This is a genomic window from Onishia taeanensis, from assembly GCF_900100755.1.
Taxonomy (GTDB): Bacteria; Pseudomonadota; Gammaproteobacteria; order Pseudomonadales; family Halomonadaceae; genus Onishia; species Onishia taeanensis.
In genome coordinates, this window is the sequence record NZ_FNCI01000014.1 from 1 (window position 1) to 25,871 (window position 25,871).

A 25,871-nucleotide genomic window follows, 5' to 3' on the forward strand; every position below is an offset into this window, starting at 1 on the left:
TGATCAAACTCTTCAGTTTAAAATCATACGGTCTTACCTTTCCGAAGAAAGAAGCAGACCAAACTTGGCTCAAGGTTCAAACGTCTCAAAAAATCAGCCGATATGGCTTCTTTTGACGAGTCGCTTGCCTTGAAGTATCGGTGACTGATCACCCCTTCATCGACAAGCGCCCACATGAATTATCTGATCGATTGTTAAAGAGCAGCTCCGAACTCTTAAAGAGTGGAGCATCTCGCATTTGCCTGGCCGTTCGGCCGGCGCCCTGCGAGGAAGGCGTATTCTACTGAATCGGCCGTGAATGTCAACCCTTGCTGTTATCGTTCGCTCTAGATGACCGAGTGAACCAGCGGCGAGTTGAGCGCCGATCGAGTGGAGGAGCATTTTACCGTTTCCGGCTGTTTTGTCAATGCTTATTGATCAAACCTGATCGAAAAACTTTAACGAAAACAAGTGCTTCCAACACCCTTCACCGCTTCCGACGTTTGCCCGTCGGCGGCAGCGGATGCGTACTTTACGGATTATCGGCGGGGCACGCAAGGGCTTTTTGATCCCCTCTCATGAAAAGTGACTAGCGCCCCATACACCGCCGACTCAGGCGCCGGTTCACACTCCTCGGACCGGCCGGCCCGAGGAGACGGGTGCGAGACAGGACGACCAATTCACAAAGGAAGGCGCCAGGAGTCTCAGGGCTTGGCGCGGCTGGCCCGATCGAGCAATGACAGAATGGAACGGTAGGGGATGCCGCCATGCTGACTGAGGCCGATCTCGCAGGTGCGCGAGTTGGAATAGCCGACACGGCATCCGGCCACCTGTTCCGCCAGCCCGCCGAGCGCCGACGCATTGAGTTCAGGCGTGGTAAAGCCCTTGTCGCCGGCGAAGCCGCAACAGGTGATCTCGGCAGGCACCACCACCTCGCGAGCACAGGCCTTGGCCAAGGCCACGAACTTATCGGCAAGCCCCATGCGTGTGCTGGAACAGGTCACGTGAACCGCTACCGATTCGTCGACCGGCGACAGCTCTAGACGCGGCAAGAGGTGGTCGTGAGCGAAGGCGACCGGCTCCTGCAGCGATAACCGAGCATCCAGAGTTTCCTGCATGCGCATGGTGCAGGGGCTGGTATCGCAGAGCACCGGGTAGCGACCGTTCTGGCTTGCCGCCAGCAGCTCGCGATTGAGCTCCCGCGCCTTGTGATCGGCTTCGGCGAACTGCCCCTTGGACTGGAAGGCCATACCGCAGCATAGGTGGCCGGAAATCGCCGGGATGATTACCCCGAATCCGGCCTTGTCGAGAAGTGCCAGCGTCAGCTCCATGTCCGAGCGAGACTCAGGGTCATGGTGGCCAACGCCAAACACGCGAGTCGCACAGGAAGGCAGGTAAACGACCTTGTCGCGACCGGCCTGCTGATGGCTTTCTTTATTCAGCTTCCTACTATTTCTGTTAGCACCCTCTGGGGAAAACGGCTTCAACACCCGCACTGGTGCCGCCTTGGGAGTCGTCGGCGACCATTGGGGCAGCCTACCGCCACTTCCCTGGTGCAGCGCTCGCCCCACCTTTTCGACACCGCTATCGCCCAGTACTGCATGGCCCAGTGTCGCCAGGTTGAGTGCGCCACGCGCCAGTCGCGTGGTGCCAGAGAAATGACGCCCCAAGCGATGCGCCATCGCCGCCTGACCGGTGTTACGCTCATGACGAAGCTCGCGGACCAGGTCGCCGGTGTTGATCCCCACCGGACACTGAGTGGCACAGAGGCCATCGGCGGCGCAGGTCTCGATGCCCTGATAGGCATAGTCCTGCCATAGCCGGTCAAGCCGCTCACGATCTAGCGTATTCGCGTCCTCTCCCGGCTGGTCATCTGTCAGAGCATCGAGACGGGCCAACTCGCGACGCACGACGATGCGCTGCCGCGGGGTCAGGGTCAGACCCTTGGACGGGCACACTGATTCGCAGAAGCCACACTCTATGCACTTATCAATCAGTGGATCGGCAGCGGGCAGCGGCTTCAGGTTCTCGAGATGCAGCGTCTTGTTGCGACTCAGGATCACATCGGGATTGAGCAGGTTGTCAGGATCGAATAGTGCTTTGAGCTGCCACATCAGCGCATAGGCGTCGGCCCCCCACTCGAGTTCCACATAGGGCGCCATGTTGCGTCCGGTGCCATGTTCGGCCTTCAGTGAGCCACCGTACTCGACGCCGACCAGCTGAGCCACGTCATCCATCAGCGCCTGGTAACGCTCGACCTCGCCGTCGCGCTCGAACCCTTGCGGGAAGACGAAGTGCAGATTGCCTTCCAGGGCATGCCCGAACAGGATGACTTCACGATAGCCGTGACGATGGAAGGTTTCCGTCAGCGCCAGCACTCCCTCATCAAGACGCTCGACGGGAAAGGCCACGTCTTCGATGACCACGGTAGTGCCGGCTTCGCGCACGGCGCCCACCGCCGGGAAGAGCCCCTTGCGGATCTTCCAGTAGAGGGCGTACTGATCTGGGTCGTGAGTAAAAGACAGCGGCTCCAGCGAGCGAATGCCCTCCAGGGCCTCATGCACTTGTGCCTCGCGATCCTCGAGCATGGCCGGGTCATCGCCGCACACGTCGATCAAGAGCGCCGCCGCCCCCTCGGGGAGCGACTTCAACACCCCGGGCATGCCCGGCTTATCCTGCACCGAGCGCAGGGCGGCCCGATCCATCAGCTCCACCGCCGATACTGGCGTCTGCTTGAGGGCAATAGTCGCTCGACAGGTCGTCGCCATGTCGGGGAAGAAGGCCAGCGCCGCCGCCTTCACCGGCTCATCGGGCACGGTGTCGTAGGTGATGCTGCTGATGAACCCCAGCGTACCCTCGGAGCCGATCATCAGGTGGGTGAGAATATCCAGGCCATCGCGAAAATCCACCAGGCTGTTGAGAGCATAGCCGGTGGTGTTCTTGAGCCGGTACTTGTGGCGAATGCGCTTGGCCAGCTCCACATCGGTGCGGGTAGTCACCGACAGCCGCTCAAGGCCGTCGAGCAGCGACGCATGGCTATGGCGAAACGCCGCCACGCTTGCCGGGTCGGCGGTGTCGAGCACCGCGCCGTCGGCCAGCACCAGGCGCATATCGCGCAGGGTGCGATAGCTGTTTTGCGCGGTACCACAGCACATGCCCGAGGCGTTGTTGGCGGCGATGCCCCCGATCATGCAGCTATTGATCGAGGCCGGGTCGGGGCCAATCTTGCGGCCATAAGGCGCCAGGAGCTGATTGGCGCGAGCGCCGATCACCCCCGGCTGCAGGCGAATCGCCCGCCCCTCGTCGAGAACCTGGTAATCACGCCAGCCCTGGTTGAGCTGGATCAGCACCGAGTCGGTCACGGCCTGACCCGATAGCGAGGTACCAGCGGCGCGGAAGGTCACCGGCAGGCGCCGCGCATGGCATTCGCGCAACACCGTCACCACTTCCTGCTCATCCCGCGGGCGTACGACCAGCTGCGGTATCAACCGATAGAAGCTGGCGTCGCTGCCGTAGGCCAGCAGGCGCAAGGGGTCATGAATCAGACACTCGGCAGGCAGGGTGTCGCTCAGCGCTTCGAGTAGTTCACAGTAGGGGGCTTTCATTTACTCAACGCCGTGGTTGATGCCCGATACCAGCGAGTCCGGGCCAAGATCAGCAATGCAGCGAGCGCCGGTAAGCGTCATCGCCACCCGCATTTCCTTTTCGAACAACTCAAGGAGGTTCGCCACGCCCGCCTCACCGGCAGCAGCCAGGGCATAAATGTAAGCACGACCCAGCAATACGGAGTCGGCCCCCAGTGCAATCATGCGCACGACATCGAGACCGCTACGAATCCCCGAGTCGGCCAGAATGGCGATATCCCCCTTGACCGCATCGGCAATGGCCGGCAGCGCACGAGCGGTAGACGGAACACCATCGAGCTGACGACCACCGTGGTTGGAAACGACGATACCGTCGGCGCCGAAACGCACCGCCTCACGGGCATCCTCGGGGTCGAGAATCCCCTTGATGATCATCGGGCCATCCCAAAACTCGCGAATCCATTCCAGATCCTTCCAGGAAATAGCGGGATCGAAATTCTGCCCAAGCCAGGCGATGTAATCCTCGAGCTCTGTCGGGTGGCCGCGATAATCCGACACATTGCCCAGGTCATGAGGGCGGCCATGAATACCGACATCCCAGGCCCAGAAGGGATGCATCGCTGCCTGAACCATTCGCCGCGCCGGCCCGAGCTTACCGCTCATACCCGAATGCGCATCGCGATAGCGCGCGCCGGGCACCGGCATATCGACCGTAAAGACCAGCGTCTTGACGCCAGCGGCCTTGGCGCGCTCCAGGGCATGCTTCATGAAGCCCCGATCCTTCAGCACATAAAGCTGAAACCAGATAGGGCGATCAATGGCCGACGCCACCTCGTCGATGGGACACACCGACACCGTCGACAGCGTAAAGGGAATGCCTTTTTGGGAGGCCGCCCGCGCCGCCTGAACTTCGCCTCGGCGGGCGTACATGCCGCCCAACCCCACGGGCGCCAGCGCAATTGGCATCGCCATGGACTCGCCAAACAACTCGGTTTCCAGCGACAGGCTGGACATGTCCTTGAGCACACGCTGGCGCAGGGCGATGCCGGCTAGATCCTCGACGTTATGCTGCAGCGTATGCTCGGTATAGGACCCGCCGTCCGCGTAGTGAAACAAAAAAGGGGGAATACGACGTTTGGCGGCTTGGCGGTAGTCCGTGGGAGCGGAAATAATCATGGCGAGCCCTTTGTATTGGATGCGCTATCTATCGGTGGATAGCGACTGGCATGCAAAGCGATGGGCGCAAACAAGCGCCCTACTAGGCGGCGCACGCCGTCCACATCCGGTTATGATTGGCCAGGTAGCGCTAGCGCAGCATAAAAGCCTCGTACACGAACGCTCCTACCCTTGCGCTCATGCCAAGCACCTGTCCTGCCGAAAAATTGGTAAAACCAATTTACAACTAGAGTGAAGCGAACTCTAGAAGCGCCTTACAGGCGGTGTCAAACCTTAGGCCCGTCATGCCGGTTATACTTTGGTCTTGGCGACCAAAGGCTTTTTTTAACTTATTGAAAAAAGGGCCATTACTGAGCGAAAGGCAAACTTGTCAGGGCCAAGAAAAATGCTCTAATATTGGTCTTACCAATTTTCACCTACCCTAGATGATGGTGCGCCCATGGCCTATCAGACCGTCCGCCAACCTCGCATCGCCGACGTGATCACCGAGCGCCTCGAGGCCATGATCATAGAAGGCAGCCTCAACCCTGGCCAGCGCCTGCCTCCAGAACGCGAACTGGCCGAACGCTTCGGCGTATCGCGGCCCTCGCTGCGCGAAGCGATCCAGAAGCTTGCCGCCCGCGGACTGCTGACCAGCCGCCAGGGCGGCGGCACCTTCGTCACGGAAGAGCTCAACAACCGCTACAAGGACCCACTGCTGGAGATGCTGTCTCGCCACGGCGAGTTCCATCTGGACCTGCTGGAATTCCGCGATGCCATGGAGGGCCTCTCGGCCTACTACGCCGCACTGCGCTCGACCCCCGCCGACAAGGAGCTGCTGGTCCGGCGCTTCGAGGAACTCAAGGCGAGCTTCGAGGGCCGCGACCCGGTGCGGGAGGCCAAGGCAGACGCCGCCTTCCACCTAGCGATTGCCGAATCAGCCCACAACGTGCTGATCCTGCATACCATTCGCGGCGTCTTCGACATGTTGGAGCAGAGCATCGTCGACAACCTGGCGCATCTGTTCGAGAAACCGGACTCGCGACCGCTGCTCATGGAGCAACACCGGGCCCTGCTCGATGCCATCCTCGAAGGCCGCGCCGAGGACGCCAGGCTGCGAGCCCATGAACACCTGGTGTTCGTCGAAGAGGGGCTGCTCGAAGTCGAGCGCGCCGAGACCCGCGCCCAACGCGCCTTACGCCGGGCCCAGGCCGTTCCCGAGCGCTCACCATGAGCCAGCGCCCACCCGCCCGCGCCACCTCGAGCGTCGCACACGCCACTCGCCTCTCGCGCCCCTGGCGCCTGACGCTGCTGGTCGCGATCGTCGCCGGCCTGGTGCTGGTGACCTGGCAAGCCGCCCGGCTGGCCCGGGAGCAGGCGCTATCGAGCCTTACCGACGAAGCCCATAACGAACTGCGCCTGTCCGCCGAGGGCCTGCGCGGCCATCTCTCGCGCCACGACTATCTTGCCGAGATGCTGGCCTCCCGCGAAGTGGTGCATCGTTTCCTTGCCACCCCCGACAAACTGGAGGCGATGCCGGTCAATCGCCTGCTGGACAAGGTGCGCGAAACCGCCGATGTCTCGGACATCTACCTGCTCAACCGCCAGGGCGATACCCTGGCCGCCAGCAACTGGCAGCGCCCCGACACCTTCATCGGCCAGAACTACCGCTTCCGCGACTACTATCAGGACGCCGTGGCCGGACGCCTGGGCCGCTTCCACGGCCTGGGTACCAGCTCGAAAGCGCGGGGCTATTATTTTTCGGCACCGGTCTGGCTGGCCAATCACGAGGCCCAGACCGCTGATGGCGTGGTGGTGGTCAAGCTGCTGCTGGACAGCGTGGAAGACGCCTGGGCATCGCAAAGCGCCGAGCTGATGGTCACCGATGAAGACGGCATCATCTTCATGGCCAGCCGTGAGGAGCTGCGCCTGCATGCCCTGCATCCCCTCTCACAGGCACAGCGCCAAGCGCTGCACGACTCGCGCCGCTACGCCGACGCCCCGCTGCCACCAGCAGGCCTCGAGATCCTCGAGCGGCGCCCGGACGGCGGCCAGATCGTGAGTTTCCGCCAAGGGCCGCTGGCCGGCACCCCTTATCTGCGGCTGCGCCGGAAGATGCCCGAGTTCGACTGGCAGATGCATATCCTCAAGCCGCTGACGCCGGTGCAAACCGCCCAGTGGCAGTCCGCCCTGCTGGCCGGCGGCCTCTACGGCATGATCGCCATGGCCGGTGGCTACGGCTGGCAGCGCCGTCGACTGCGTCGCGAACGCGAGCAGTTTGCCGAGCGTGAGCGGCGCACCCTGGCCAGGGCCCGTGATGAGCTGGAACGCAACGTCGAGCGCCGTACCCGGGATCTGGTCGACTCCAACCGCCGGCTCTCCGACGAGATCGAGGAGCGCCGCCGCGCCGAACAGAGCCTGCGTCAGACCCGCGACGAGTTGGTGCAGGCCGCCAAGCTGGCCGTACTCGGCCAACTGGCCGCCGGCATCAATCATGAGCTCAACCAGCCCTTGGCGGCGGTCCGTGCCTACGCCGAGAACGCCCGCCGCTTCCTCGAGCAGGGACGCGCCGAGACCGCCGATGCCAACCTGGCCCAGATCGTCGAGCTGACCGAACGCATGGCCGAGATCAGCGCCCAGCTCAAGCAATTCTCGCGGCCAAGCGGCGATACCCTGACCGCGGTCTCGGTGCCGGCCTGCTTCGGCTACGCGCTGCGTCTCTATCAGGCCCGCCTCAACGAGTCCGGCGTCGAGGTCGTCTATGCCTGGCCCGAGACGGAGGCCTGGGTACGAGCCGACCTGGTCCGCCTCGAGCAAGTGCTGGTCAACCTGATCGGCAATGCCCTGCAGGCCATGAGCGAAACCCCGTCGCCGCGTCTGACGCTTGCCATCGAACCGGCCCATGACAAGGTGCGCCTGAGCGTCGCCGACAACGGCCCGGGTATCGATGAAGCCAATCTAGCGCGGGTATTCGAGCCCTTCTTCACCACCAAGTCACCGGGCAGCGGGTTGGGCCTGGGGCTATCGATCTCATCGCGAATCATCGACGATCTGGGTGGTCGGCTGACGGCCGGCAACCAACCACAGGGCGGCGCCATCTTCACCGTCACCCTACCCGCCGACACGGCAACCCGACGCGACACTTCCCCCCTCCAGGAGCCTTCCTCTCATGCCTGATACGGCGACCCCGGTGCTGATCATCGACGACGAGGCGCACCTGCGCATCACCGCCGGCCAGACCCTCGAGCTCGCCGGCTATACGCCCAATGCCTTCGCCAGCGCCGAGGAGGCCCTCGACGCCCTGGCGCCAGACTTCCCCGGCGTGGTGGTCAGCGATATCCGCATGCCCGGCATGGACGGCATGGCGTTGTTGCGTGAGGTGCACAAGCGGGATCCTGATCTACCGGTGATCCTGGTCACCGGCCACGGCGATATTTCCACCGCCGTGGAAGCCATGCGCGAAGGGGCCTGGGACTTCCTCGAGAAGCCCTTCGCCGGCGAGCGCCTGGTGGAGATGGTCAGACGCGGCATCGAGAAGCGCCGCCTCAGCCTCGAGAATCGTCAGCTCAAGGCCGAACTGGAGGCCCAGCAGTCTGCCCCCGGGCCGCGGCTGGTCGGGCGCACCCAGGCCATGCAGCACCTGTCCTCCATGGTGCAACGCATCAGCCAGGTCGAAACCGACGTGCTGCTATTCGGCGAGACCGGCGCCGGCAAGGATCTGGTGGCCCGTTCGCTGCACGAGCGCAGCAACCGCGGCGGCCAGCCCTTCGTCGCCATCAACTGCGGCGCGATTCCCGAGAGCATCATCGAATCCGAACTCTTCGGCCACGAGAAGGGCGCCTTTACCGGCGCCATGGAACGGCGTATCGGCAAGTTCGAGCACGCCGACGGCGGCACCGTATTCCTCGACGAGATCGAGTCGATGCCGCTGGCGTTGCAGGTCAAACTCTTGCGGGTGCTGCAGGAAAGAATGGTCGAGCGCCTGGGTGCCAATGAGCCGGTCGCGCTGGACATCCGCGTGATCGCCGCCACCAAGGTCGACCTGAAGGCCGCCGCCGAGGACGGACGCTTCCGCGAGGATCTGTACTACCGGCTCAACGTGGTGACCCTGCCGATCCCCGCCTTGCGCGAGCGTCGCGAGGATATACCGCTGCTGTTCCAGCACTTCGCGGTGGTCGCCGCCAATCGCAGCGGCCTCGAGGCACCGCCGCTCGCCGCCGCCGATATCTCGGTGTTGCTCGCCCACGACTGGCCGGGCAACGTGCGCGAACTCAGGAACCTCGCCGAGCGCTTCGTGCTGCTGGGCGCCGCCTACGACTACCGGCTGGATGCGCTGCTGGAAGGGGCCGAAGCAGGCGCTAGCGACCTGGCGCTGCCCCAGCAGGTGGAGCTGTTCGAAAAGAGCCTGATCAGCCAGTCACTGGCCAGCCATCGCGGCCGCATCAATGACATCTGCGTGCACCTCGGCCTGCCCCGCAAGACGCTCTATGACAAGCTCAAGAAGTACGCCCTGAAACCAGAGGACTATCGCCAGGCCGCCGTCGACTAGTGCCCTGAGCATTCGGCGCTCAGCACAAGAACTTATCTCAAGAGTTTATCTGAAGAACTCAGCGCAAAAACCCAGCGCCGTGATGAAAGATGCCCAGCAGCACCGGCCAGGGCGGCAGCCAGGGCGAGAGGCAGGCGGCCAACAGCAGCATCAGCACCGAGTTGCCGGGCTCGCGCAAATCGCAGAGCTTGAGTGCCGTGCCGAAGGAGCGCTTCAGGCGCCCGCCCATCAGATCAACGCTGTAGAGCTCGTCGAGCAGCAGATGGATCACGCTTCCCAGCCACAGCGCCAGCCCCTGCAGCCAGGCGATCTCGGCATCCTGGGCAAACAGCCGATAGCTCAGCGCCGTGGCAATCAGCGCGCACAGGCCGCTGGCCAGCAGCGAATGCCAGATACCACGATGCACGGTGAAGCGCTTGAAGATCGCCCCGGCCAGGTAGCGCACCCCCACATAGAGTCCGCCGCAGGCCACTACCAACTGCCCAGGCGTGAGGCGCGTCTGCAGCATCAAGGCGCCGGCGATCACTGCAAAGACTGCGAAGAGGTTGAAGATCAGGCGGATCGCCTTGGAATGATCGGAGTCGATGTCCGGAAGGATGCCGCCGAAGGACACCAGGGCGGCCAGCGGCAGCGCATCGGCCGCGCTCCACCAGCCGGCCTGCCAGCCGCTGATGGCCGCCAAGCCGCCGCCGGCGGCGGCCACGCCGATGTGAGTTGCGAAATTGGCCATGCCGGGGACTCGAATACTGGATAGAAAACCAGATTATCGCGCGCCCTGGCATGAAAAAACAACGACTTGGATGAGCCTAACCTGGCCAGCGCCTACGCTTAGTCCACTGCTTGGCTCAGATACTGGTCCTTGAGCTTGACGTAGTTGCCGGCGCTGTAGGTAAAGAAGGCGCGCTCACTGTCCTTGAGCGGGCGCAACGCCTTGGCCGGGCTGCCGCCATAGACGTGGCCGCTTTCCAGGCGCTTACCCGGTGTTACCAGGGCGCCGGCGGCGATGATCACCTCGTCTTCGACCACGGCGCCGTCCATGACGGTGGCCCCCATGCCCACCAGCACACGATTGCCCAGCGTGCAGCCATGCAGGATCGCCTTATGGCCGATGGTCACGTCGTCGCCGACGGTCAACGGATAGCCGCCGGGATTGAAGTCACTGGCGTGGGTGATATGCAGCACGCTGCCATCCTGGATGCTGGTGCGGGCGCCAATGCGGATACGGTGCATATCGCCGCGCACCACGGCCATCGGCCACACCGAGCAGTCATCGCCTAGCTCCACGTCGCCCAGCACCACACAGGCAGGATCGATATAGACTCGCTCGCCGAGCCGCGGCGTGAAGCCCTGATGGGTTCGCAGACCGTCTTGCATGCGCCTCTCCTCCTTCGTCGTCTCTCGCTTGGCCGGCGGAGCAGGCCCGCCGGCGACGTATAACAGCGCTTTGTGAGTGTTAGATCAGCCCCGACGCCAGCACCACCACAACCAGCGGAATCGAGACATAACGCACCAGGAACTGCCAGACGCGAAACCCATTGGGTCCGGCATCCAGCGCCCGCAGGGCGGTGTCACGGGACATCACCCAGGCGGCGAAGATCGCGATCAGCAGACCGCCTACCGGCAGGAACAGATCGGTGGGTATCGTGGTGACCAGTTCGAAGAAGTTCATGCCGCCGATCCAATCGACGTCCTTCATGGTCGAGAAGGACAGCACCGACAGCAGGCCCAGCGCCCACACCGATACGCCGACGATGGCCGCAGCCTGACCACGCTTCAGCCCCAGGCCCTGCAGGCCGGCCACCATGGGCTCGGCGAGATTGATCGAGGACGTCCAGGTGGCCAGCAGCAACAGCAGGAAGAAGATCGCCAGCCAGACCGAACCGCCGGGCAGTTCGGCGAAGGCGATCGGCAGGGTCACGAACATCAGCCCTGGCCCCTCGGCCGGGTCCATGCCCTGAGAGAACACCACCGAGAAGATGGCGATGCCAGCCAGGAGCGCCACCAACACATCCAGTGACGCCACGGCAACCGCGGCCCGCGGCAGACTCTGGTGATCGGGCATATAGGCGCCGTAGGCCATCAGCGCACAGGCGCCCACCGCCAAGGTAAAGAAGGCGTGGCCCATGGCGTTGAGCACCACCTCGACGGTGATCGCAGCGGGGTTGGGTGTGAACAGCCAAGCCAGCGCCGGGCCAAAGCCATCGGTGGTGGCCGCATAGCCCGCCAGCACAATCAACAGCAGGTAGAGCATCGGCATCAGCAGGTTATTGAGCTTCTCCAGGCCGTTGGAGACCCCGCCGGCTACCACCGCCATGGTCAGCAACATGAACACCGTATGATTGAAGGTCATGCGCAGCGGGTCGGCGAGGAAGCTATCGAACATGCCGCCGACCTCGGGTGGCGTCAGGGCGACGAAGTCACCGTTGAGCGCCTCGATCAGGTATTCGATCGACCAGCCGGAGACCACCGAGTAGAAAGACAGGATCAGGAACACCGTCAGGGCGCCGAACAGGCCAAGCCAGCGCCAGTGCGGCGAGCGGCCAGCCGACATTGCCAGGTGCGCCAGCGACTGGCTGGGGCTGCGCCGGCCGGCGCGGCCGACCAGGATCTCGGCCATCATCACCGGCAGCCCCAGCAGCAGCACGAAGGCCACGTAGAGCAGCAAGAAAGCCGAGCCGCCGTTCTCGCCGGTCATATAGGGGAAGCGCCAGATATTGCCCAGGCCCACCGCCGCGCCGGTCACGGCGAGAATGAAGGCACGCCGGGTCGTCCAACGGTCCAGTGTCTCGTTCATCTGATCAATTCCTTAAGCTGCGCGCATCGCAAGGGGCAAAGAAGGCGCAAGACTAGCAGGCCCGTCACGGTGGGCCAATCGGGCCAGTCAATCCCGACACCGTGATGACGCCCCGCCGGCGCATTGAAACCCCTGGCGCCCGCCTCCATCTAAGGGAACAATCAAACCAATGACGCCGCGGCGTCACCCGGATTTCACCCGGGCGTTCCAGACGCCCTTGTTCACGAGGCTGCCCATGTCCCGCAACCCGCAGGCCCGCCACCCGCTGCTCGATTCCCATGTTCTGCCGCCCTTTGCCGAGATCGAGCCCGATCAGGTGGTGCCGGCTATCGAGGAACTGCTCGCCGACAACCGCGCCGCCATTGAGGCCCTGGTGGCCGATGCGGAGCGCGAGACGCCCACCTGGGAGAGCCTCGCCGCCCCGCTCGAGGCCCTCAACGACCGGCTTTCCCAGGCTTGGTCGCCGATCTCGCACCTGAACGGCACCATGAACTCGCCGGCCCTGCGCGAGGCCTATCAGGCTTGCCTTGGCATGCTGTCCGAATACAGCACCTGGCTTGGCCAGCACTCGGGCCTGTTCCGCGCCTTCCAAGCGCTCAAGCAGTCGCCGGCGTTCAGCCAACTGGATGAGTCGCAGCAGCGCAGCATCGACAACACCCTGCGCGACTTCCGCCTGGCCGGCGTCGACCTGCCCGAGGCGCAGAAGCGCCGCTATGGTGAGATTCAGGCGCGGCTTTCCGAGCTGGCCAACACCTTCTCGAACCAGCTGCTGGACGCCACTCAGGCCTGGCACAAGGACATTTCCGAGCAGGACGTCACCGAAGCTGACGCCCTGGCCGGCTTGCCCCAGAGCGCACTGGACACCCTCAAGGCCAACGCCGAGACCAAGGGTATCGAGGGCTATCGCATCACCCTGGACTTCCCGAGCTTCTTCCCGGTGATGACCTATGCCGATAACCGCGCCCTGCGCGAGGAAGTCTACACCGCCTTCGTCACCCGGGCGTCCGACGTGGGCCCCCATGCCGGCGAGTTCGACAACGCCCCGGTGATGGAAGAGACCCTGGCCCTGCGTCGCGAGCTGGCCGAGCTATTGGGCTTCGCAACCTATGCCGACTACTCGCTTGCCACCAAGATGGCCGATGGCCCCGGCCAGGTGATTGGCTTCCTCGAGGACCTGGCCACGCGCGCGGTGCCCCAGGCCCGCGAGGAGTATGCCGAACTCGAGGCCTTCGCCCGCGAATCGCTTGCCATGACCGAACTGGCGCCCTGGGACGTGGGCTATGCCAGCGAAAAGCTGCGCGAGGCGCGCTACGCGATCTCCGACGAGCAGCTGCGCCCCTACTTCCCGGCCCCCCAGGTGGTCGAGGGCCTGTTCAAGGTCGTCAAGCGGCTCTACGGCGTCCGCTTCGAGGAAGACGAATCGGCGCCGCGCTACCATCCGGACGTGCGCTACTTCCGTATCCTCGAAGACGATGCGCCCATCGCCGGTTTCTACCTGGACCTCTATGCCCGTGAAGGCAAGCGCGGCGGCGCCTGGATGGACGAGTGCCGGGTACGCCGGCAGACCGAACACGGCGTTCAGCTGCCGGTGGCCTACCTGACCTGCAACTTCACCCGCCCGGTAGGCGACAAGCCCGCATTGCTGACCCACGACGAGGTCACCACCCTGTTCCACGAGTTCGGCCACGGCCTGCACCATATGCTGACCCGCCAGACCGTTGCCGACATTTCCGGCATCAACGGCGTGGCCTGGGACGCGGTGGAGCTGCCCAGCCAGTTCATGGAGAACTTCTGCTGGGAGCGCGAGGGGCTCGACCTGATCGCCGGCCACGTGGATACCGGCGAGCCGCTGCCCGAGGCGCTGTTCGACAAGCTCATCGCCGCCAAGAACTTCCAGTCGGCGATGGGCATGATCCGTCAGATCGAATTCTCACTGTTCGACTTCCGCCTTCATCATGAGCTCGCCTCGCCCAGCGCTGGCGACATCCAGGCGCTGCTCGACGAGGTGCGCGACGCCATCGCGGTCGTGCCAAGGGCCTCCTTCAACCGCTTTCAGAACAGCTTCGGGCACATCTTCGCCGGCGGCTATGCGGCCGGCTACTACAGTTACAAGTGGGCCGAAGTGCTGTCCGCCGATGCCTGGAGTGCCTTCGAGGAAGCCGGTATCTTCGATCCGGCTACTGGCCGGCGCTTCCGCACCGAGATCCTCGAGCGCGGCGGTTCCCGGGATGCGGCGGTGCTGTTCGAAGCCTTCCGTGGCCGCGAGCCCAGCATCGAGCCGCTGCTGCGCCATAGCGGCATCCGGGCGGCCTAAGCGTCGAACGAATGCCTAGGCAGTGTCTGAAAAGTCGACGAGCGAAGGCCAGACAAGGCAAAAATCGGCGAGAGAGCGGAGTTTACGCGGTGTAAATGAGCATCTTGAGCCGATTTTTAACGCCGTATGGACGAGCACAGTACTTTTCAGGCATTGACTAACCCCATTACCAATCAGGAGACCTAATGCCCGTCACCAAACGCTTTATCGCCGGCGTCATCTGCCCCCGCTGCGCGGCCATGGACCGGGTGCGCAGCTGGGAACAGCACGGCATTCGCTACCGTGACTGCGTGAGCTGCGACTTCTTCGAACAGTTGCCCATCGAGGACGAGTCACTCCCCGAGATGGAGACACGGGTCAACCGGGTTCGCGAGGAGCAGCAGCAACAGGACGTGCAGACGGTCAAGATCCTCGACCCCAAGGGGTGAGCCCATGCCCCACTCCCTCCCCGGCCGGCGACCGCCGCGCCGGGTGTTAGTGCTCGGCCTTGCGGCAACCGCTGCGCTGCTGATCTGATGCCAGCGCAGCTATAAGCACCCACTGTAAAAACGCCCGTGACTGCCACCGCCCAGGAGCCGGCAGCCCGGTGACGTAAGGCGGTACGCCGAGCACCGGGCTTACGGCTACGAGCTAGGGGCCGTTGAATAGCACCTCGATCTTTTCCACCTCACCGCAACGGTCCGGCGAATAGCCTGGCAGCGCATCCACTGCCGCCTGAAAGGCCTCGCCGGCCAGCACCTCGCACAGCGACTTCAGCTTCGGCTCCGTCAGGCTGCGCCGATGGCCAACCAGCAGATAGTCCTCCAGCGCCAGCGGCAGAAAATCGAGCCCGAAGCGCCGGGCCGCCGCCTCCACGCCGAAACCGACCTCCGCCATGCCGGCGGCAACATAGGCCGCCACCGCCGAGTGGGTGTATTCCTCGAGCTCATAGCCGCGGATGCGCCGCGTCGCCAGCCCTTCTTCTTCCAGCAGGCCGTCAAGCAGTGCCCGGGTGCCCGAGCCCACCTGGCGATTGATAAAGCGCACCTGGCCCTTGGCCAGATCACTCAAGCCCTCGATGCCCAGTGGATTGCCCGGCGCCACCATCAGCCCCTGGCGTCGGGTGATGAAGCGGATGACCCGGTAGCTGCGCGGCTTGAGCAGGTCGCGATAGTCGCCGATCACCCGCTCGCCGACCTTTCCCCGGGGCAGATGGAAGCCGGCCAGATCGCAGGCGCCGCGATGCAGCGCCGAGAGCGCCTCGCGGGAACTGCAGTATTGAAGGTCCACGCGCAGCTCATCGAGATAGGTGGGCAGTAGCTCGACGGCATAGCCATGGGTGGCGTAGAGCCTCAGCACTGGCTTGACGCCTTCCAGGGTCTGCTGGATGGCCAGGTTGAGCTCAGAGCCCAGGCTCTCCAACTGAGGGCCGAGCCGAGCGATCACCCGCTGTTCGGCCCACAAAAGCTTCTCGCCCAGCGGCGAGAGCTGCGCGCCCTTGCCCCGTTCCAGGTCAACCAGCGCGATACCGAAGAACTCCCCCCACTTGTTGAGCAGATTCCAGGCGTGGCGATAGGAGACGCCGATGTCCTCGGCGGCCCGAGTCAGTTTGCCGTGCCGGTGCACCGCCTCGAGCAGGCCGAACAGCTTGGGATCGAGCTGGTTGCCGGTCTCGTCGCTGAAGTACCAGGCCGGCGTGATGCGGATACGCTTCATGTGAACAAAGTTTCATATTTTGCGATTGAGACACCAATGCTAGCTTCACAAACACTGTGACGCACGCACTCTCCATAATATGAACAAGAGTGCATAACTAGCCAGAACGATAACTAACCGGGGGGACTCGATGAGCGATTCCCGTGAGTGGACGCCCCAGGCGATCCAGGCCGAGATCGACGCCCTGAAGCACAAGCCCGGCGCCTTGCTGCCGATCCTGCACGCCATCCAGGACCGCTTCGGGTTTGTGCCCGAGGGCGCGGTGCCGATCATGGCCGAGTCGTTGGGCCAGACCCGCGCCGAGGTGCACGGCGTGATCAGCTTCTACCACCACTTCCGGACCTCGCCGCCGGGTCGCCACGTGCTGCAGGTCTGTCGGGCCGAGGCCTGCCAGTCGGTGGGCGCTCGCGCCCTGGAAGCCCATGCCAAGAAGCGTCTCGGCGTCGACTACCACCAGACCACCGCGGATCGCGATATCACCCTCGAGGCGGTCTACTGCCTGGGTAACTGCGCCTGCGGCCCCTCGATCCGCGTCGATGACGAGATCCGAGGCCGAATCACGCCGGAGGCCTTCGACGACCTGGTCGACGAACTACGCACCCAGCCCCTGGAGGTGATCGGATGAGCGTCCGCGTCTTCGTTCCCCGCGACACCACCGCCCTCTCCTTGGGCGCCGACGCCGTGGCCAGGCGCCTGGAGCGCGAGGCCCAGCAACGCGGCCTCGAGCTGACCCTGGTGCGCAACGGCTCCCGCGGCCTGGCCTGGCTCGAGCCGCTGGTCGAGGTCGAAACCCCGGCAGGCCGCGTCGCCTATGGCCCAGTGGCGCCCAGCGACGTACCGGCGCTGCTCGATACCGGTCTGCTCGAGGGCAGTGATAACCACCCGCTGGCGCAGGGCCTGACCGAAGCGATTCCGTATCTCGCCCGCCAGCAGCGCCTGACCTTCGCCCGCATCGGCGTCACCGACCCGCTGTCGATCGTCGATTATTTGGCCCACGACGGCTTCCGCGGCCTGGAAGCGGCCCTCACCCGCGAGCCCCAGGACATCGTCGAGGAAGTCAAAGCCTCCGGCCTGCGTGGTCGCGGCGGCGCCGCCTTCCCCACCGGCATCAAGTGGCAGACCGTGCTCGACACGCCCGCCGACCAGAAATATATCGTCTGCAACGCCGACGAGGGCGATTCCGGCACCTTCGCCGACCGCCTGGCGATGGAGTGCGATCCCTACATGCTGATCGAAGGCATGGCCATCGCCGGCCTCGCCGTCGGTGCCACCCAGGGCTACATCTACCTGCGCTCCGAGTATCCGCTTGCCAAGCAGGTCCTCGATGCCGCCATCGCCCGCGCCGAAGCCGCCGGCTATCTCGGCGACGATCTTCGCGGCAGCGGCCGCACCTTCCACCTGGAAGTACGCCTGGGCGCCGGGGCCTATATCTGCGGTGAAGAAACTTCGTTACTCGAAAGCCTCGAAGGCAAGCGCGGCCTGGTACGTTTCAAGCCGCCGCTGCCCGCCATCGAGGGGCTGTTTGGCCGCCCTACCGTGGTCAATAACGTGCTCTCACTGGCCGCCGTACCGTTCATTCTGGCCGAAGGCGCCGAGGCCTACGCCAATCACGGCATGGGCCGCTCGCGGGGCACCCTGGCACTGCAGTTGGCCGGCAACGTCAAGCGTGGCGGCCTGATCGAGCTGGCCTTCGGCACCACCCTGCGCACCCTGATGGAAGACTTCGGCGGCGGCACTGCCAGCGGTCGAGCGCTACGCGCCGTACAGGTCGGCGGCCCGCTGTGCGCCTACCTGCCGGAGAGCCAGTGGGACATGCCGCTGGACTACGAGACCTTCGCCGAGGTCGGCGCGGGCGTCGGCCACGGCGGCGTGGTGATGTTCGACGACAGCGTCGACATGGCCGAGCAGGCACGCTTCTCGATGGAGTTCTGCAAGGTCGAATCCTGCGGCAAGTGCACCCCCTGTCGTATCGGCTCGACCCGCGGCGTGGAGGTTATCGATCGTATTCGCGCCAACCAGAACCGCGATGCCAACCTCGCGCTGCTCGGCGAGCTCTGCGAGACCATGGAAGACGGTTCGCTGTGCGCCATGGGCGGAATGACGCCCTTCCCGGTGCAGAGCGCCCTGAAACACTTCCCCGACGACTTCCAGCGTGCGCCGGAAGGAGACCGCTCATGATTCAGCACTTCGATCCCAGCCAGCACGACAAGGCGTTTTCCAAGGACCTCGGCACCCCGCCGCCGGCCGCCGACGCGGCCCCGGTCAGCGTCGAGATCGACGGCGTGGCGATCACCGTGCCCGAGGGCACCTCGGTGCTGCGCGCCGCGGCGTTGGCCGACATCAACATTCCCAAGCTATGCGCCACCGACAGCCTGGAAGCCTTCGGCTCCTGCCGGCTGTGCGCCGTCCAGGTCGAGGGCAAGCGCGGCACGCCGGCGGCCTGCACCACCCCGGTCGCCGAGGGCATGAAGGTCACCACCCAGAATGAGCGCCTGGCCCGGCTGCGCCGCAACGTCATGGAGCTCTACATCTCCGACCACCCGCTGGACTGCCTGACCTGCCCCGCCAACGGCGACTGCGAGTTGCAGGACATGGCCGGCGCGGTGGGCCTGCGCGAAGTGCGCTACGGCTTTACGGGCGAGAACCACCTGGAGGCAGAGAAGGACCACTCCAACCCCTACTTCAGCTTCGATCCCAGCAAGTGCATCGTCTGCTCGCGCTGCGTGCGGGCCTGCGAGGAAGTACAGGGCACCTTCGCGCTGACCATCGACGGTCGCGGCTTCGATTCCAAGGTGGCGGCCGGTCAGGACGAGGCCTTCATGGGCTCCGAGTGCGTTTCTTGCGGCGCCTGTGTCCAGGCCTGCCCGACCTCGACCCTGATGGAGAAGAGCGTCATCGACTCGGGCCAGCCCGAGCACAGCGTGATCACTACCTGCGCCTACTGCGGCGTGGGCTGCTCCTTCGAGGCCCAGATGAAGGGCGATAAGCTGATACGTATGGTGCCCTACAAGGGCGGCGATGCGAACCACGGCCACTCTTGCGTCAAAGGCCGTTTCGCATTCGGCTACGCCACCCACAAGGATCGCATCACCACGCCGATGATCCGCGACGCCATCGACCAGCCCTGGCGTCCGGTCGACTGGGACGAGGCCATCACCTTCGCCGCCAAACGCCTCAGGGCCATCCAATCCGAGCACGGCCGCGAGAGCATCGGCGGCATCACCTCCTCGCGCTGCACCAACGAGGAAACCTACCTGGTGCAGAAGCTGATCCGCGCGGCCTTCGGCAACAACAACACCGACACCTGTGCGCGGGTCTGCCACTCGCCCACCGGCTATGGCCTCAAGACCACCCTGGGCGAGTCCGCCGGCACCCAGACCTTCGACTCGGTGATGCAGGCCGACACCATCATCGTGATCGGCGCCAACCCCACCGACGCCCACCCGGTGTTCGGCTCGCTGATGCGCAAGCGCCTGCGCCAGGGCGCCTCGCTGATCGTCGCCGACCCGCGGCGCATCGACCTGCTCAAGACCCCGCACCTCGAGGACGCCCAGCACCTGCCGCTGCGCCCCGGCACCAATGTGGCGCTAATCAACGCCCTGGCGCATGTCGTCATCGCGGAGGGGCTGGAAGACCAGGACTTTATCGCCAGCCGCTGCGACACCGAGGCGTATCGGGCCTGGCGCGACTTCATTGCGGAAGAGCGTCACTCCCCGGAGGCCTCCGAAGCGGTCACCGGCGTGGCCGCCGACGCCGTGCGTCGCGCCGCCCGCACCTACGCCACCGCCGGTAACGGCGCCATCTATTACGGCCTGGGCGTCACCGAACACAGCCAGGGCTCGACCATGGTGATGGGCATCGCCAACCTGGCGCTGGCCACCGGCAACATCGGCCGAGAAGGCGTGGGCGTGAACCCGCTGCGCGGCCAGAACAACGTCCAGGGCTCCTGCGATATGGGCTCCTTCCCCCATGAGCTGCCGGGCTACCAGCACGTCGCCGACGTCACCGCCCGTGGCCGCTTCGAGGCCGCCTGGGGTGTCGAGCTCGACGACGAGCCCGGACTGCGCATCCCCAACATGTTCGACGCCGCCATCGAGGGCAGTTTCAAGGCGCTCTATGTGCAGGGCGAGGACATCGCCCAGTCCGACCCCAACACCCAGCACGTGGAGGCGGCGCTATCGGCGCTGGACTGCCTGATCGTTCAGGACATCTTCCTCAACGAGACCGCCAAGTATGCCCACGTGCTGCTGCCGGGCTCGAGCTTCCTGGAGAAGGACGGCACCTTCACCAACGCCGAGCGTCGCATCAACCGGGTGCGCAAGGTGATGCCGCCGCTGGCCGGCAAGGCCGACTGGGAGGTCACCGTCGACCTGGCCCGCGCCCTGGGCTATCCGATGGAATACACCCATCCGTCCGAGATCATGGACGAGATCGCCACGCTCACGCCGAGCTTCGCCGGGGTCAGCTACCAAAAGCTCGACGAGCGCGGCAGCCTGCAGTGGCCCTGCAATGCCGAGCACCCCATCGGCACCCCGACCATGCACGAGGTCGACTTCCCGATCGGCCGTGGCCGCTTCGCGATCACCGAGTACGTGGCCACCGAGGAGCGCAGCAACCGCCGCTTCCCGCTGTTGCTGACCACCGGGCGGATCCTGTCGCAATACAACGTTGGCGCCCAGACCCGGCGCACCGACAACCAGGTGTGGCACGACGAGGACGTGCTCGAGGTGCATCCGTCCGACGCCGAGGTACGCGGCATCAAGGACGGCGACTGGCTGGGCATCACCAGCCGGGCGGGCCAGACGGTACTGCGCGCGCGGCTAAGCGAGCGCATGCAGCCCGGCGTGGTCTATACCACCTTCCACCACCCGGGCAGCGGCGCCAACGTGATCACCACCGACAGCTCCGACTGGGCCACCAACTGCCCCGAGTACAAGGTCACCGCAGTGCAGGTGGAGAAGGTCAGCCGGCCATCCGAATGGCAGCGCCGCTTCGATGAAGTCGACCGGGCGCAGCGCGAACACCTGGCCACGGCCCGGGAGGCGGCATCATGACGACTCGCCCGCAGACGGACGCGGCTCTGCCCCTGTCGCATCATCGCGTCGAGGAGCACCGCGGCGCCTCGGGCTGGTATCGGGACGACGCCGAGGACGCCCTGGCCCTCGAGGTGCCGGTGGCGCTGGTCTACAACGGCATCTCGCATGCGGTGATGATGGCAAGCCCCGCCGACCTCGTGGACTTCGCGCTGGGCTTCAGCCTCACTGAGGGCATCATCGCGCACCCCCACGAGTGCTACGACCTGGAGGTGCAGGAAGACACGCGGGGGCTGACGGTGCACCTGACCATCGCCAGCCAGCGTCAGGCGGAGCTCAAGGAGCGCCGCCGTAGCCTCGCCGGTCGCACCGGCTGCGGCCTGTGCGGCACCGAAGCACTGGATCAGGCGATTCGTCCGATTCCGAAGGTCCAGGCCCCGGCGCTGACCGATGCCGCCATCCAGCACGCCCTGGGGTCGCTGGCCGACCACCAGGCGTTGCAGGCGGCTACCGGCGCCAGCCACGGCGCCGCCTGGTGCGACGCCAGCGGCCGTATCCGCCTGGTGCGTGAGGACGTGGGCCGCCACAACGCCCTGGACAAGCTGATCGGCGCCCTGGCCCGCGATGGGGGGCCGAGCGAAGGCGGCTTCGCGCTGGTCTCGAGCCGGGCCAGCTACGAGATGGTGCACAAGAGCGCCAGCGCCGGCATCGGTGCCCTGGTGGCCGTCTCGGCGGCCACTTCGCTGGCGGTGGAGCAGGCCGAGCAGGCCGGGCTGATGCTGGTCGGTTTCGCCCGTCCCGGCCGGCACCTGGTCTATCATCGCCCGGCCGGCATGGCGCCGGTGCGGGCTCACGGTTAAGGAGTCGAGAATGTCACACGATCAAGGCCAGACGCTGGTCAATATGGTGAACCAGATCGCCGCCAATCTAAGCGGTGGGCGGGAAACCGCCGACACCGTGGAGGGTGTCTGCAGCCACCTGGAGAAATTCTGGGCCAGGGCCATGAAGCAGCGCATCGTCGCCTGCCTGGACGAGCCGGACTGCGGCCTGGAGCCGCTGGCTCGCCAGGCCGTGGCGCGCTTGGCCGAGCGCCGAGGCGCCCCGGCCGCCTGATGCCCTAAGGGGCAACCGGGGGCCAGCCCTGGAGTGTGCGACAATCCGCACACCTTGGCGCCGGGGTTCGTGTGGACTCCCGGACATTCGTCGCTCGAGCGTTATCGACCTTGGTCGAAAACGTTTTTCTCAATCAACTGATATAAAAGAGAACTTTAAATACATGGCATGCAGGTTGCCCTATGTAGGGCGCCAATACGATCACTCCCAAGGCAACAATAAAAGAGGACGTCGCATGTCAGCTACCAAGCACACTTCCAAAGCTGCTACCACGCTCACCACTCGCCGCCTGGCCCTGGCCTCCGGCGTGATGCTCGGCGGCCTGATGATGGCCACCGCCGCCCAGGCCGACCGCAGTGAATGGCCGGAAAGCTTCACCGTGGGCACCGCCAGTCAGGGCGGCACCTACTTCGTCTATGGCTCCGGCTGGGCCAACCTGATCGCCGATGAACTCGGCCTGTCTGGCGGCGGCGAAATCACCGGCGGCCCGACCCAGAACCTGGCGCTGGTCCACAGTGGCGATATCGCCTTCGGCCTGACCACCATGGGCCCGGCTGCGGACGCAGTAAACGGCAAGAGCCCGCTGGCACCTGGGCTGAAGATGGACAACGTCTGCGCCATGTTCCCGATGTACGAGACGCCGTTCTCCATCGCCGCGCTGTCGAGCTCCGGCATTACCTCCATCGACGAGATCCCGGACGGCGCCACCATCGGCTTCGGCCCGGCCGGCTCTACCTCGGACACCTACTTCCCGCAGATTCTCGAAGAGCTGGGCGTGAACTTCGAGCGCCGCAATGGCGGCTGGAATGACCTGGGCGGCCAGCTGCAGGATGGCCTGGTCGACGTCATCGCCTTCGCCGCCGGCATTCCGATTCCGGCCGTCAGCCAGCTCGAGGTGCAGACCGACGTCAACATCATCGAGTTCACCGAAGAAGAGCAGGCCAAGGCCGCTGAAGCCTTCCCGGTCGCGCCCTTCACCATCCCGGCCAGCACCTACTCCACGCTGGACGAAGATGCCAACGCGGTCTCCATGTGGAACTTCGCCATCGCCGGCTGCGACCTGCCGGAAGATCTGGTCTACGAAGCGACCAAGATCACCATGGAGAACAACGACAAGATGATGTCCGTGCACCGCAGCGCCGCGACCACCATCCCGGAAAACGTCGACAAGAACCAGGTATTGCCGTTCCATCCGGGCGCCGCGCGCTGGTACGAAGAAAACGGCTACGAGATCGACCCGTCGCTGATCAAGTGATCCGCTGACACGCACCATCCTCCCGGCTCTGGTTCCGTTGCCAGGGCCGGGACTCCTTCTTCCACTCAAGGGTGAACCTCCCATGAGCAAGTCATCACCTAAGGGCCCGGCATCCGAGGCGAACGCGTCCTCTGCCTCCTCGCCCGAGGCCCTCGCCCAAGGCGTCGACGAGGATGTCATCGAGGCCAACCGTCGCCTGTTCACCGGCTGGCAATGGTGGCTATTCGGTATCGCAGCCGTTCTCTACTCCACCTTTCACCTGGTCTCGCTGAACGTCTATCCGCTCGAGACTTGGTCGTTCCGCATCGTGCACATCTGCGGCGCCCTGGTGCTCGGCTATGGTCTTTACGCGGGCACTCGTTTCGCCGATGACAACATCCCAGCCAGCAGCCGTGGCCTCAGGCTCTTCGGTTACCTGCTGCTGCTGCCGGCCCTCTATGCGCTGCTCCAGGTCGTGCTGATGCAGCAAACCATGGCCGGCGGTGCTATGCGTATCGACCCCAGTGTCGAAGCCTGGCACTTCGGTCTGCCGCTGATTGCGGCCACCGGTATCGCCATCCTGCTATCCTGGGCCACCCGTCATGCCCGTAACGGCCTTAGCGCACCGGATCTGGTGCTGATGGTCTGCGCCCTGGCCAGCGCCGGCTATTTGCTGGTCATGTACAACTCGCCGCTGCGCATGTCGACCGGCACCCCCTTCGCCCCAATGGGCATTTCTTATGCGGCCATCGCCGGCTCGCTGCTGATTCTCGAGCTGACCCGCCGCGTCGCCGGCCTGGCGCTGGTCATCATTGCCGCGGTCTTCCTCACCTATGTGTTCGCTGGCCCCTATCTACCCGGCTTCCTTGGCTATCCTGGGCTCTCGGTAGGCCGCTTCTTCAGCCAGGTCTATACCGATGCCGGTATCCTTGGCCCGACCACGGCGGTGTCCTCGACTTACATTATTCTGTTCATCATCTTCGCCGCCTTCCTGCAGGCCTCTAAAGTCGGCGACTACTTCGTCAACTTCGCCTTCGCCTGCGCCGGGCGTGCCCGTGGCGGCCCGGCCAAGGTGGCGATCTTCGCCTCCGGCCTGATGGGCATGATCAACGGCACCAGCGCCGGTAACGTGGTATCCACCGGCTCGCTGACCATCCCGCTGATGAAGAAGGTCGGCTACCCCGCGCGCAGTGCCGGCGCCATTGAGGCCGCAGCCTCGACCGGTGGCCAGATCATGCCGCCGATCATGGGCGCCGGTGCCTTCATCATGGCCGAGATCACCGGTATCCCGTATACCGAGATCGCCATTGCCGCGATCATCCCCTCGATCCTGTACTTCGCCTCCGTCTACTTCATGGTCGACTTCGAGGCGGCCCAGAAGGGCATGCGCGGCATGCGCAAGGACGAGATTCCGCTGTTCTCGAAGCTCATCAAGCAGGTCTACCTGTTCGCCCCGATCATCATCCTGATCGTCGCGCTGTTCATGGGCTATTCGGTGATCCGCGCCGGTACCCTAGCGACCGCCTCGGCCGCCGTGGTGAGCTGGATTTCGCCTAACAAGATGGGCATCCGCGCCATTCTCAAGGCGATGGAACTGGCCAGCACCATGGCCATCCAGATCATCGCCGTCTGCGCCTGTGCCGGCATCATCGTCGGCGTGATTTCGCTGACCGGCGTTGGCGCGCGCTTCTCCTCGCTGCTGCTCGGCCTGGCCGGTGTCAGCCAGCTGCTGGCGCTGTTCTTCGCCATGTGTATCTCGATCCTGCTGGGCATGGGCATGCCGACCACGGCGGCCTACGCGGTGGCGGCATCGGTAGTGGCGCCTGGCCTGATCGATATCGGCATCCAGCCGCTGATCGCCCACTTCTTCGTGTTCTACTTCGCGGTGGTGTCGGCGATTACCCCGCCAGTGGCCCTGGCCTCCTACGCGGCCTCGGGTATCTCGGGCGCCAATGCCATGCAGACCTCGGTGACCTCGTTCAAGATCGGCCTGGCCGCCTACATCGTGCCCTTCATGTTCTTCTACAGCCCGGGCATCCTGATGGAAGGCTCCTGGATTCAGATCCTGCGGGTCGGCGTTACCGCGACGCTCGGTATCGTGCTGCTGGCGGCCTCGGTACAGGCATGGTTCTTCGGCCACATCAACGGCCTGATCCGTCTGGTGCTGTTGGCAGGTGCCATCTGCATGATCTACGGCGGCATGATCAGCGACCTGGCCGGTATCGCCATCGGCGGCGCCATCTTCCTGATGCAGCGCAGCAAGGGAGCCGGCGGCAACGGCGCCACGGCAAGTTCCTGAGCAAGCCCCTGATACCGCCCCGCTCCCCGTCAGGGTAGCGGGGCCGGTTCAGGCTTCTCTCTCTGCGCCCCACATCTTCGCTAGGCTCTACAACGTAACGGGGCCCCGCCAATGGCGGGGCC

General features: G+C 64.9%; 18 protein-coding genes. 12 read left to right on the plus strand and 6 right to left on the minus strand.

All coding sequences use genetic code 11. The features are described 5' to 3' along the window. Positions 1–683: 683 nt before the first annotated feature. Together BLR71_RS14285 and lldD are read right to left on the minus strand one after the other, a co-directional pair. Positions 684–3,584, minus strand: coding sequence for an FAD-binding and (Fe-S)-binding domain-containing protein (locus BLR71_RS14285; protein ID WP_092527867.1), 2,901 nt, complete (start codon positions 3,582–3,584; stop codon positions 684–686). Beyond that, positions 3,585–4,739, minus strand: a complete 1,155-nt coding sequence (gene lldD, locus BLR71_RS14290; RefSeq protein WP_092527871.1) for an FMN-dependent L-lactate dehydrogenase LldD — start codon at positions 4,737–4,739, stop codon at positions 3,585–3,587. Between the two features lie 439 nt (positions 4,740–5,178). Between lldD and BLR71_RS14295 the strand changes: the two genes are divergently transcribed. From BLR71_RS14295 to BLR71_RS14305, 3 genes are read left to right on the plus strand one after another with little or no spacing between them, the layout of a single operon-like run. Continuing rightward, positions 5,179–5,952 carry a GntR family transcriptional regulator gene (locus tag BLR71_RS14295; RefSeq protein ID WP_092527874.1) on the plus strand — a complete coding sequence of 258 codons (774 nt, stop codon included), beginning with the start codon at positions 5,179–5,181 and terminating at the stop codon, positions 5,950–5,952. Then, positions 5,949–7,895 (plus strand): sensor histidine kinase, encoded by a 1,947-nt coding sequence (locus BLR71_RS14300; RefSeq protein ID WP_092527877.1) that lies wholly within the window; start codon positions 5,949–5,951, stop codon positions 7,893–7,895. The genes BLR71_RS14295 and BLR71_RS14300 overlap by 4 nt, the downstream gene beginning before the upstream one ends. After that, on the plus strand, positions 7,888–9,267 hold the full coding sequence (locus BLR71_RS14305) for a sigma-54-dependent transcriptional regulator (protein ID WP_092527880.1): 1,380 nt from the start codon (positions 7,888–7,890) through the stop codon (positions 9,265–9,267). The genes BLR71_RS14300 and BLR71_RS14305 overlap by 8 nt, the downstream gene beginning before the upstream one ends. Positions 9,268–9,325: 58 nt before the next feature. Here BLR71_RS14305 and BLR71_RS14310 read toward each other — a convergent pair whose 3' ends face one another. The 3 genes from BLR71_RS14310 to BLR71_RS14320 form a co-directional block, all read right to left on the minus strand. Beyond that, on the minus strand, positions 9,326–9,997 hold the full coding sequence (locus BLR71_RS14310) for a metal-dependent hydrolase (protein ID WP_092527883.1): 672 nt from the start codon (positions 9,995–9,997) through the stop codon (positions 9,326–9,328). A 98-nt stretch (positions 9,998–10,095) separates the two neighbouring features. Next, positions 10,096–10,641 (minus strand): gamma carbonic anhydrase family protein, encoded by a 546-nt coding sequence (locus BLR71_RS14315; RefSeq protein ID WP_092527886.1) that lies wholly within the window; start codon positions 10,639–10,641, stop codon positions 10,096–10,098. Between the two features lie 79 nt (positions 10,642–10,720). Further along, entirely contained in the window at positions 10,721–12,061 is a 1,341-nt protein-coding gene (locus BLR71_RS14320) for a sodium-dependent transporter (protein WP_092527889.1), read from the minus strand. A gap of 235 nt (positions 12,062–12,296) precedes the next feature. On the opposite strand from BLR71_RS14320, the gene prlC reads away from it, so the two are divergent. Beyond that, positions 12,297–14,375, plus strand: a complete 2,079-nt coding sequence (prlC, locus tag BLR71_RS14325) for an oligopeptidase A (RefSeq protein ID WP_092527892.1) — start codon at positions 12,297–12,299, stop codon at positions 14,373–14,375. A gap of 185 nt (positions 14,376–14,560) precedes the next feature. After that, a complete protein-coding gene (locus BLR71_RS14330; RefSeq protein ID WP_092527895.1) occupies positions 14,561–14,803 on the plus strand; it encodes a YheV family putative zinc ribbon protein in 243 nt (80 codons plus the stop codon). A 202-nt stretch (positions 14,804–15,005) separates the two neighbouring features. Here BLR71_RS14330 and BLR71_RS14335 read toward each other — a convergent pair whose 3' ends face one another. Further along, entirely contained in the window at positions 15,006–16,070 is a 1,065-nt protein-coding gene (locus tag BLR71_RS14335) for a substrate-binding domain-containing protein (RefSeq protein ID WP_092527898.1), read from the minus strand. A gap of 130 nt (positions 16,071–16,200) precedes the next feature. Between BLR71_RS14335 and BLR71_RS14340 the strand changes: the two genes are divergently transcribed. The 7 genes from BLR71_RS14340 (at position 16,201) to BLR71_RS14370 (ending at position 25,749) form a co-directional block, all read left to right on the plus strand. Continuing rightward, entirely contained in the window at positions 16,201–16,695 is a 495-nt protein-coding gene (locus tag BLR71_RS14340) for a formate dehydrogenase subunit gamma (protein ID WP_092527901.1), read from the plus strand. Continuing rightward, on the plus strand, positions 16,692–18,248 hold the full coding sequence (locus BLR71_RS14345) for a formate dehydrogenase beta subunit (RefSeq protein ID WP_092527904.1): 1,557 nt from the start codon (positions 16,692–16,694) through the stop codon (positions 18,246–18,248). Before BLR71_RS14340 ends, BLR71_RS14345 begins: the two co-directional genes overlap by 4 nt. Next, entirely contained in the window at positions 18,245–21,124 is a 2,880-nt protein-coding gene (gene fdhF, locus BLR71_RS14350; protein ID WP_092527907.1) for a formate dehydrogenase subunit alpha, read from the plus strand. The genes BLR71_RS14345 and fdhF overlap by 4 nt, the downstream gene beginning before the upstream one ends. Beyond that, on the plus strand, positions 21,121–21,963 hold the full coding sequence (gene fdhD / locus BLR71_RS14355; protein ID WP_092527910.1) for a formate dehydrogenase accessory sulfurtransferase FdhD: 843 nt from the start codon (positions 21,121–21,123) through the stop codon (positions 21,961–21,963). The genes fdhF and fdhD overlap by 4 nt, the downstream gene beginning before the upstream one ends. A gap of 10 nt (positions 21,964–21,973) precedes the next feature. Beyond that, positions 21,974–22,216 carry a formate dehydrogenase subunit delta gene (locus BLR71_RS14360; protein WP_092527913.1) on the plus strand — a complete coding sequence of 81 codons (243 nt, stop codon included), beginning with the start codon at positions 21,974–21,976 and terminating at the stop codon, positions 22,214–22,216. 235 nt (positions 22,217–22,451) lie between these two features. Next, positions 22,452–23,471, plus strand: a complete 1,020-nt coding sequence (locus tag BLR71_RS14365) for a TAXI family TRAP transporter solute-binding subunit (RefSeq protein WP_092527935.1) — start codon at positions 22,452–22,454, stop codon at positions 23,469–23,471. Positions 23,472–23,553: 82 nt separating this feature from the next. Further along, entirely contained in the window at positions 23,554–25,749 is a 2,196-nt protein-coding gene (locus BLR71_RS14370; protein ID WP_092527938.1) for a TRAP transporter permease, read from the plus strand. Positions 25,750–25,871 lie beyond the last annotated feature (122 nt).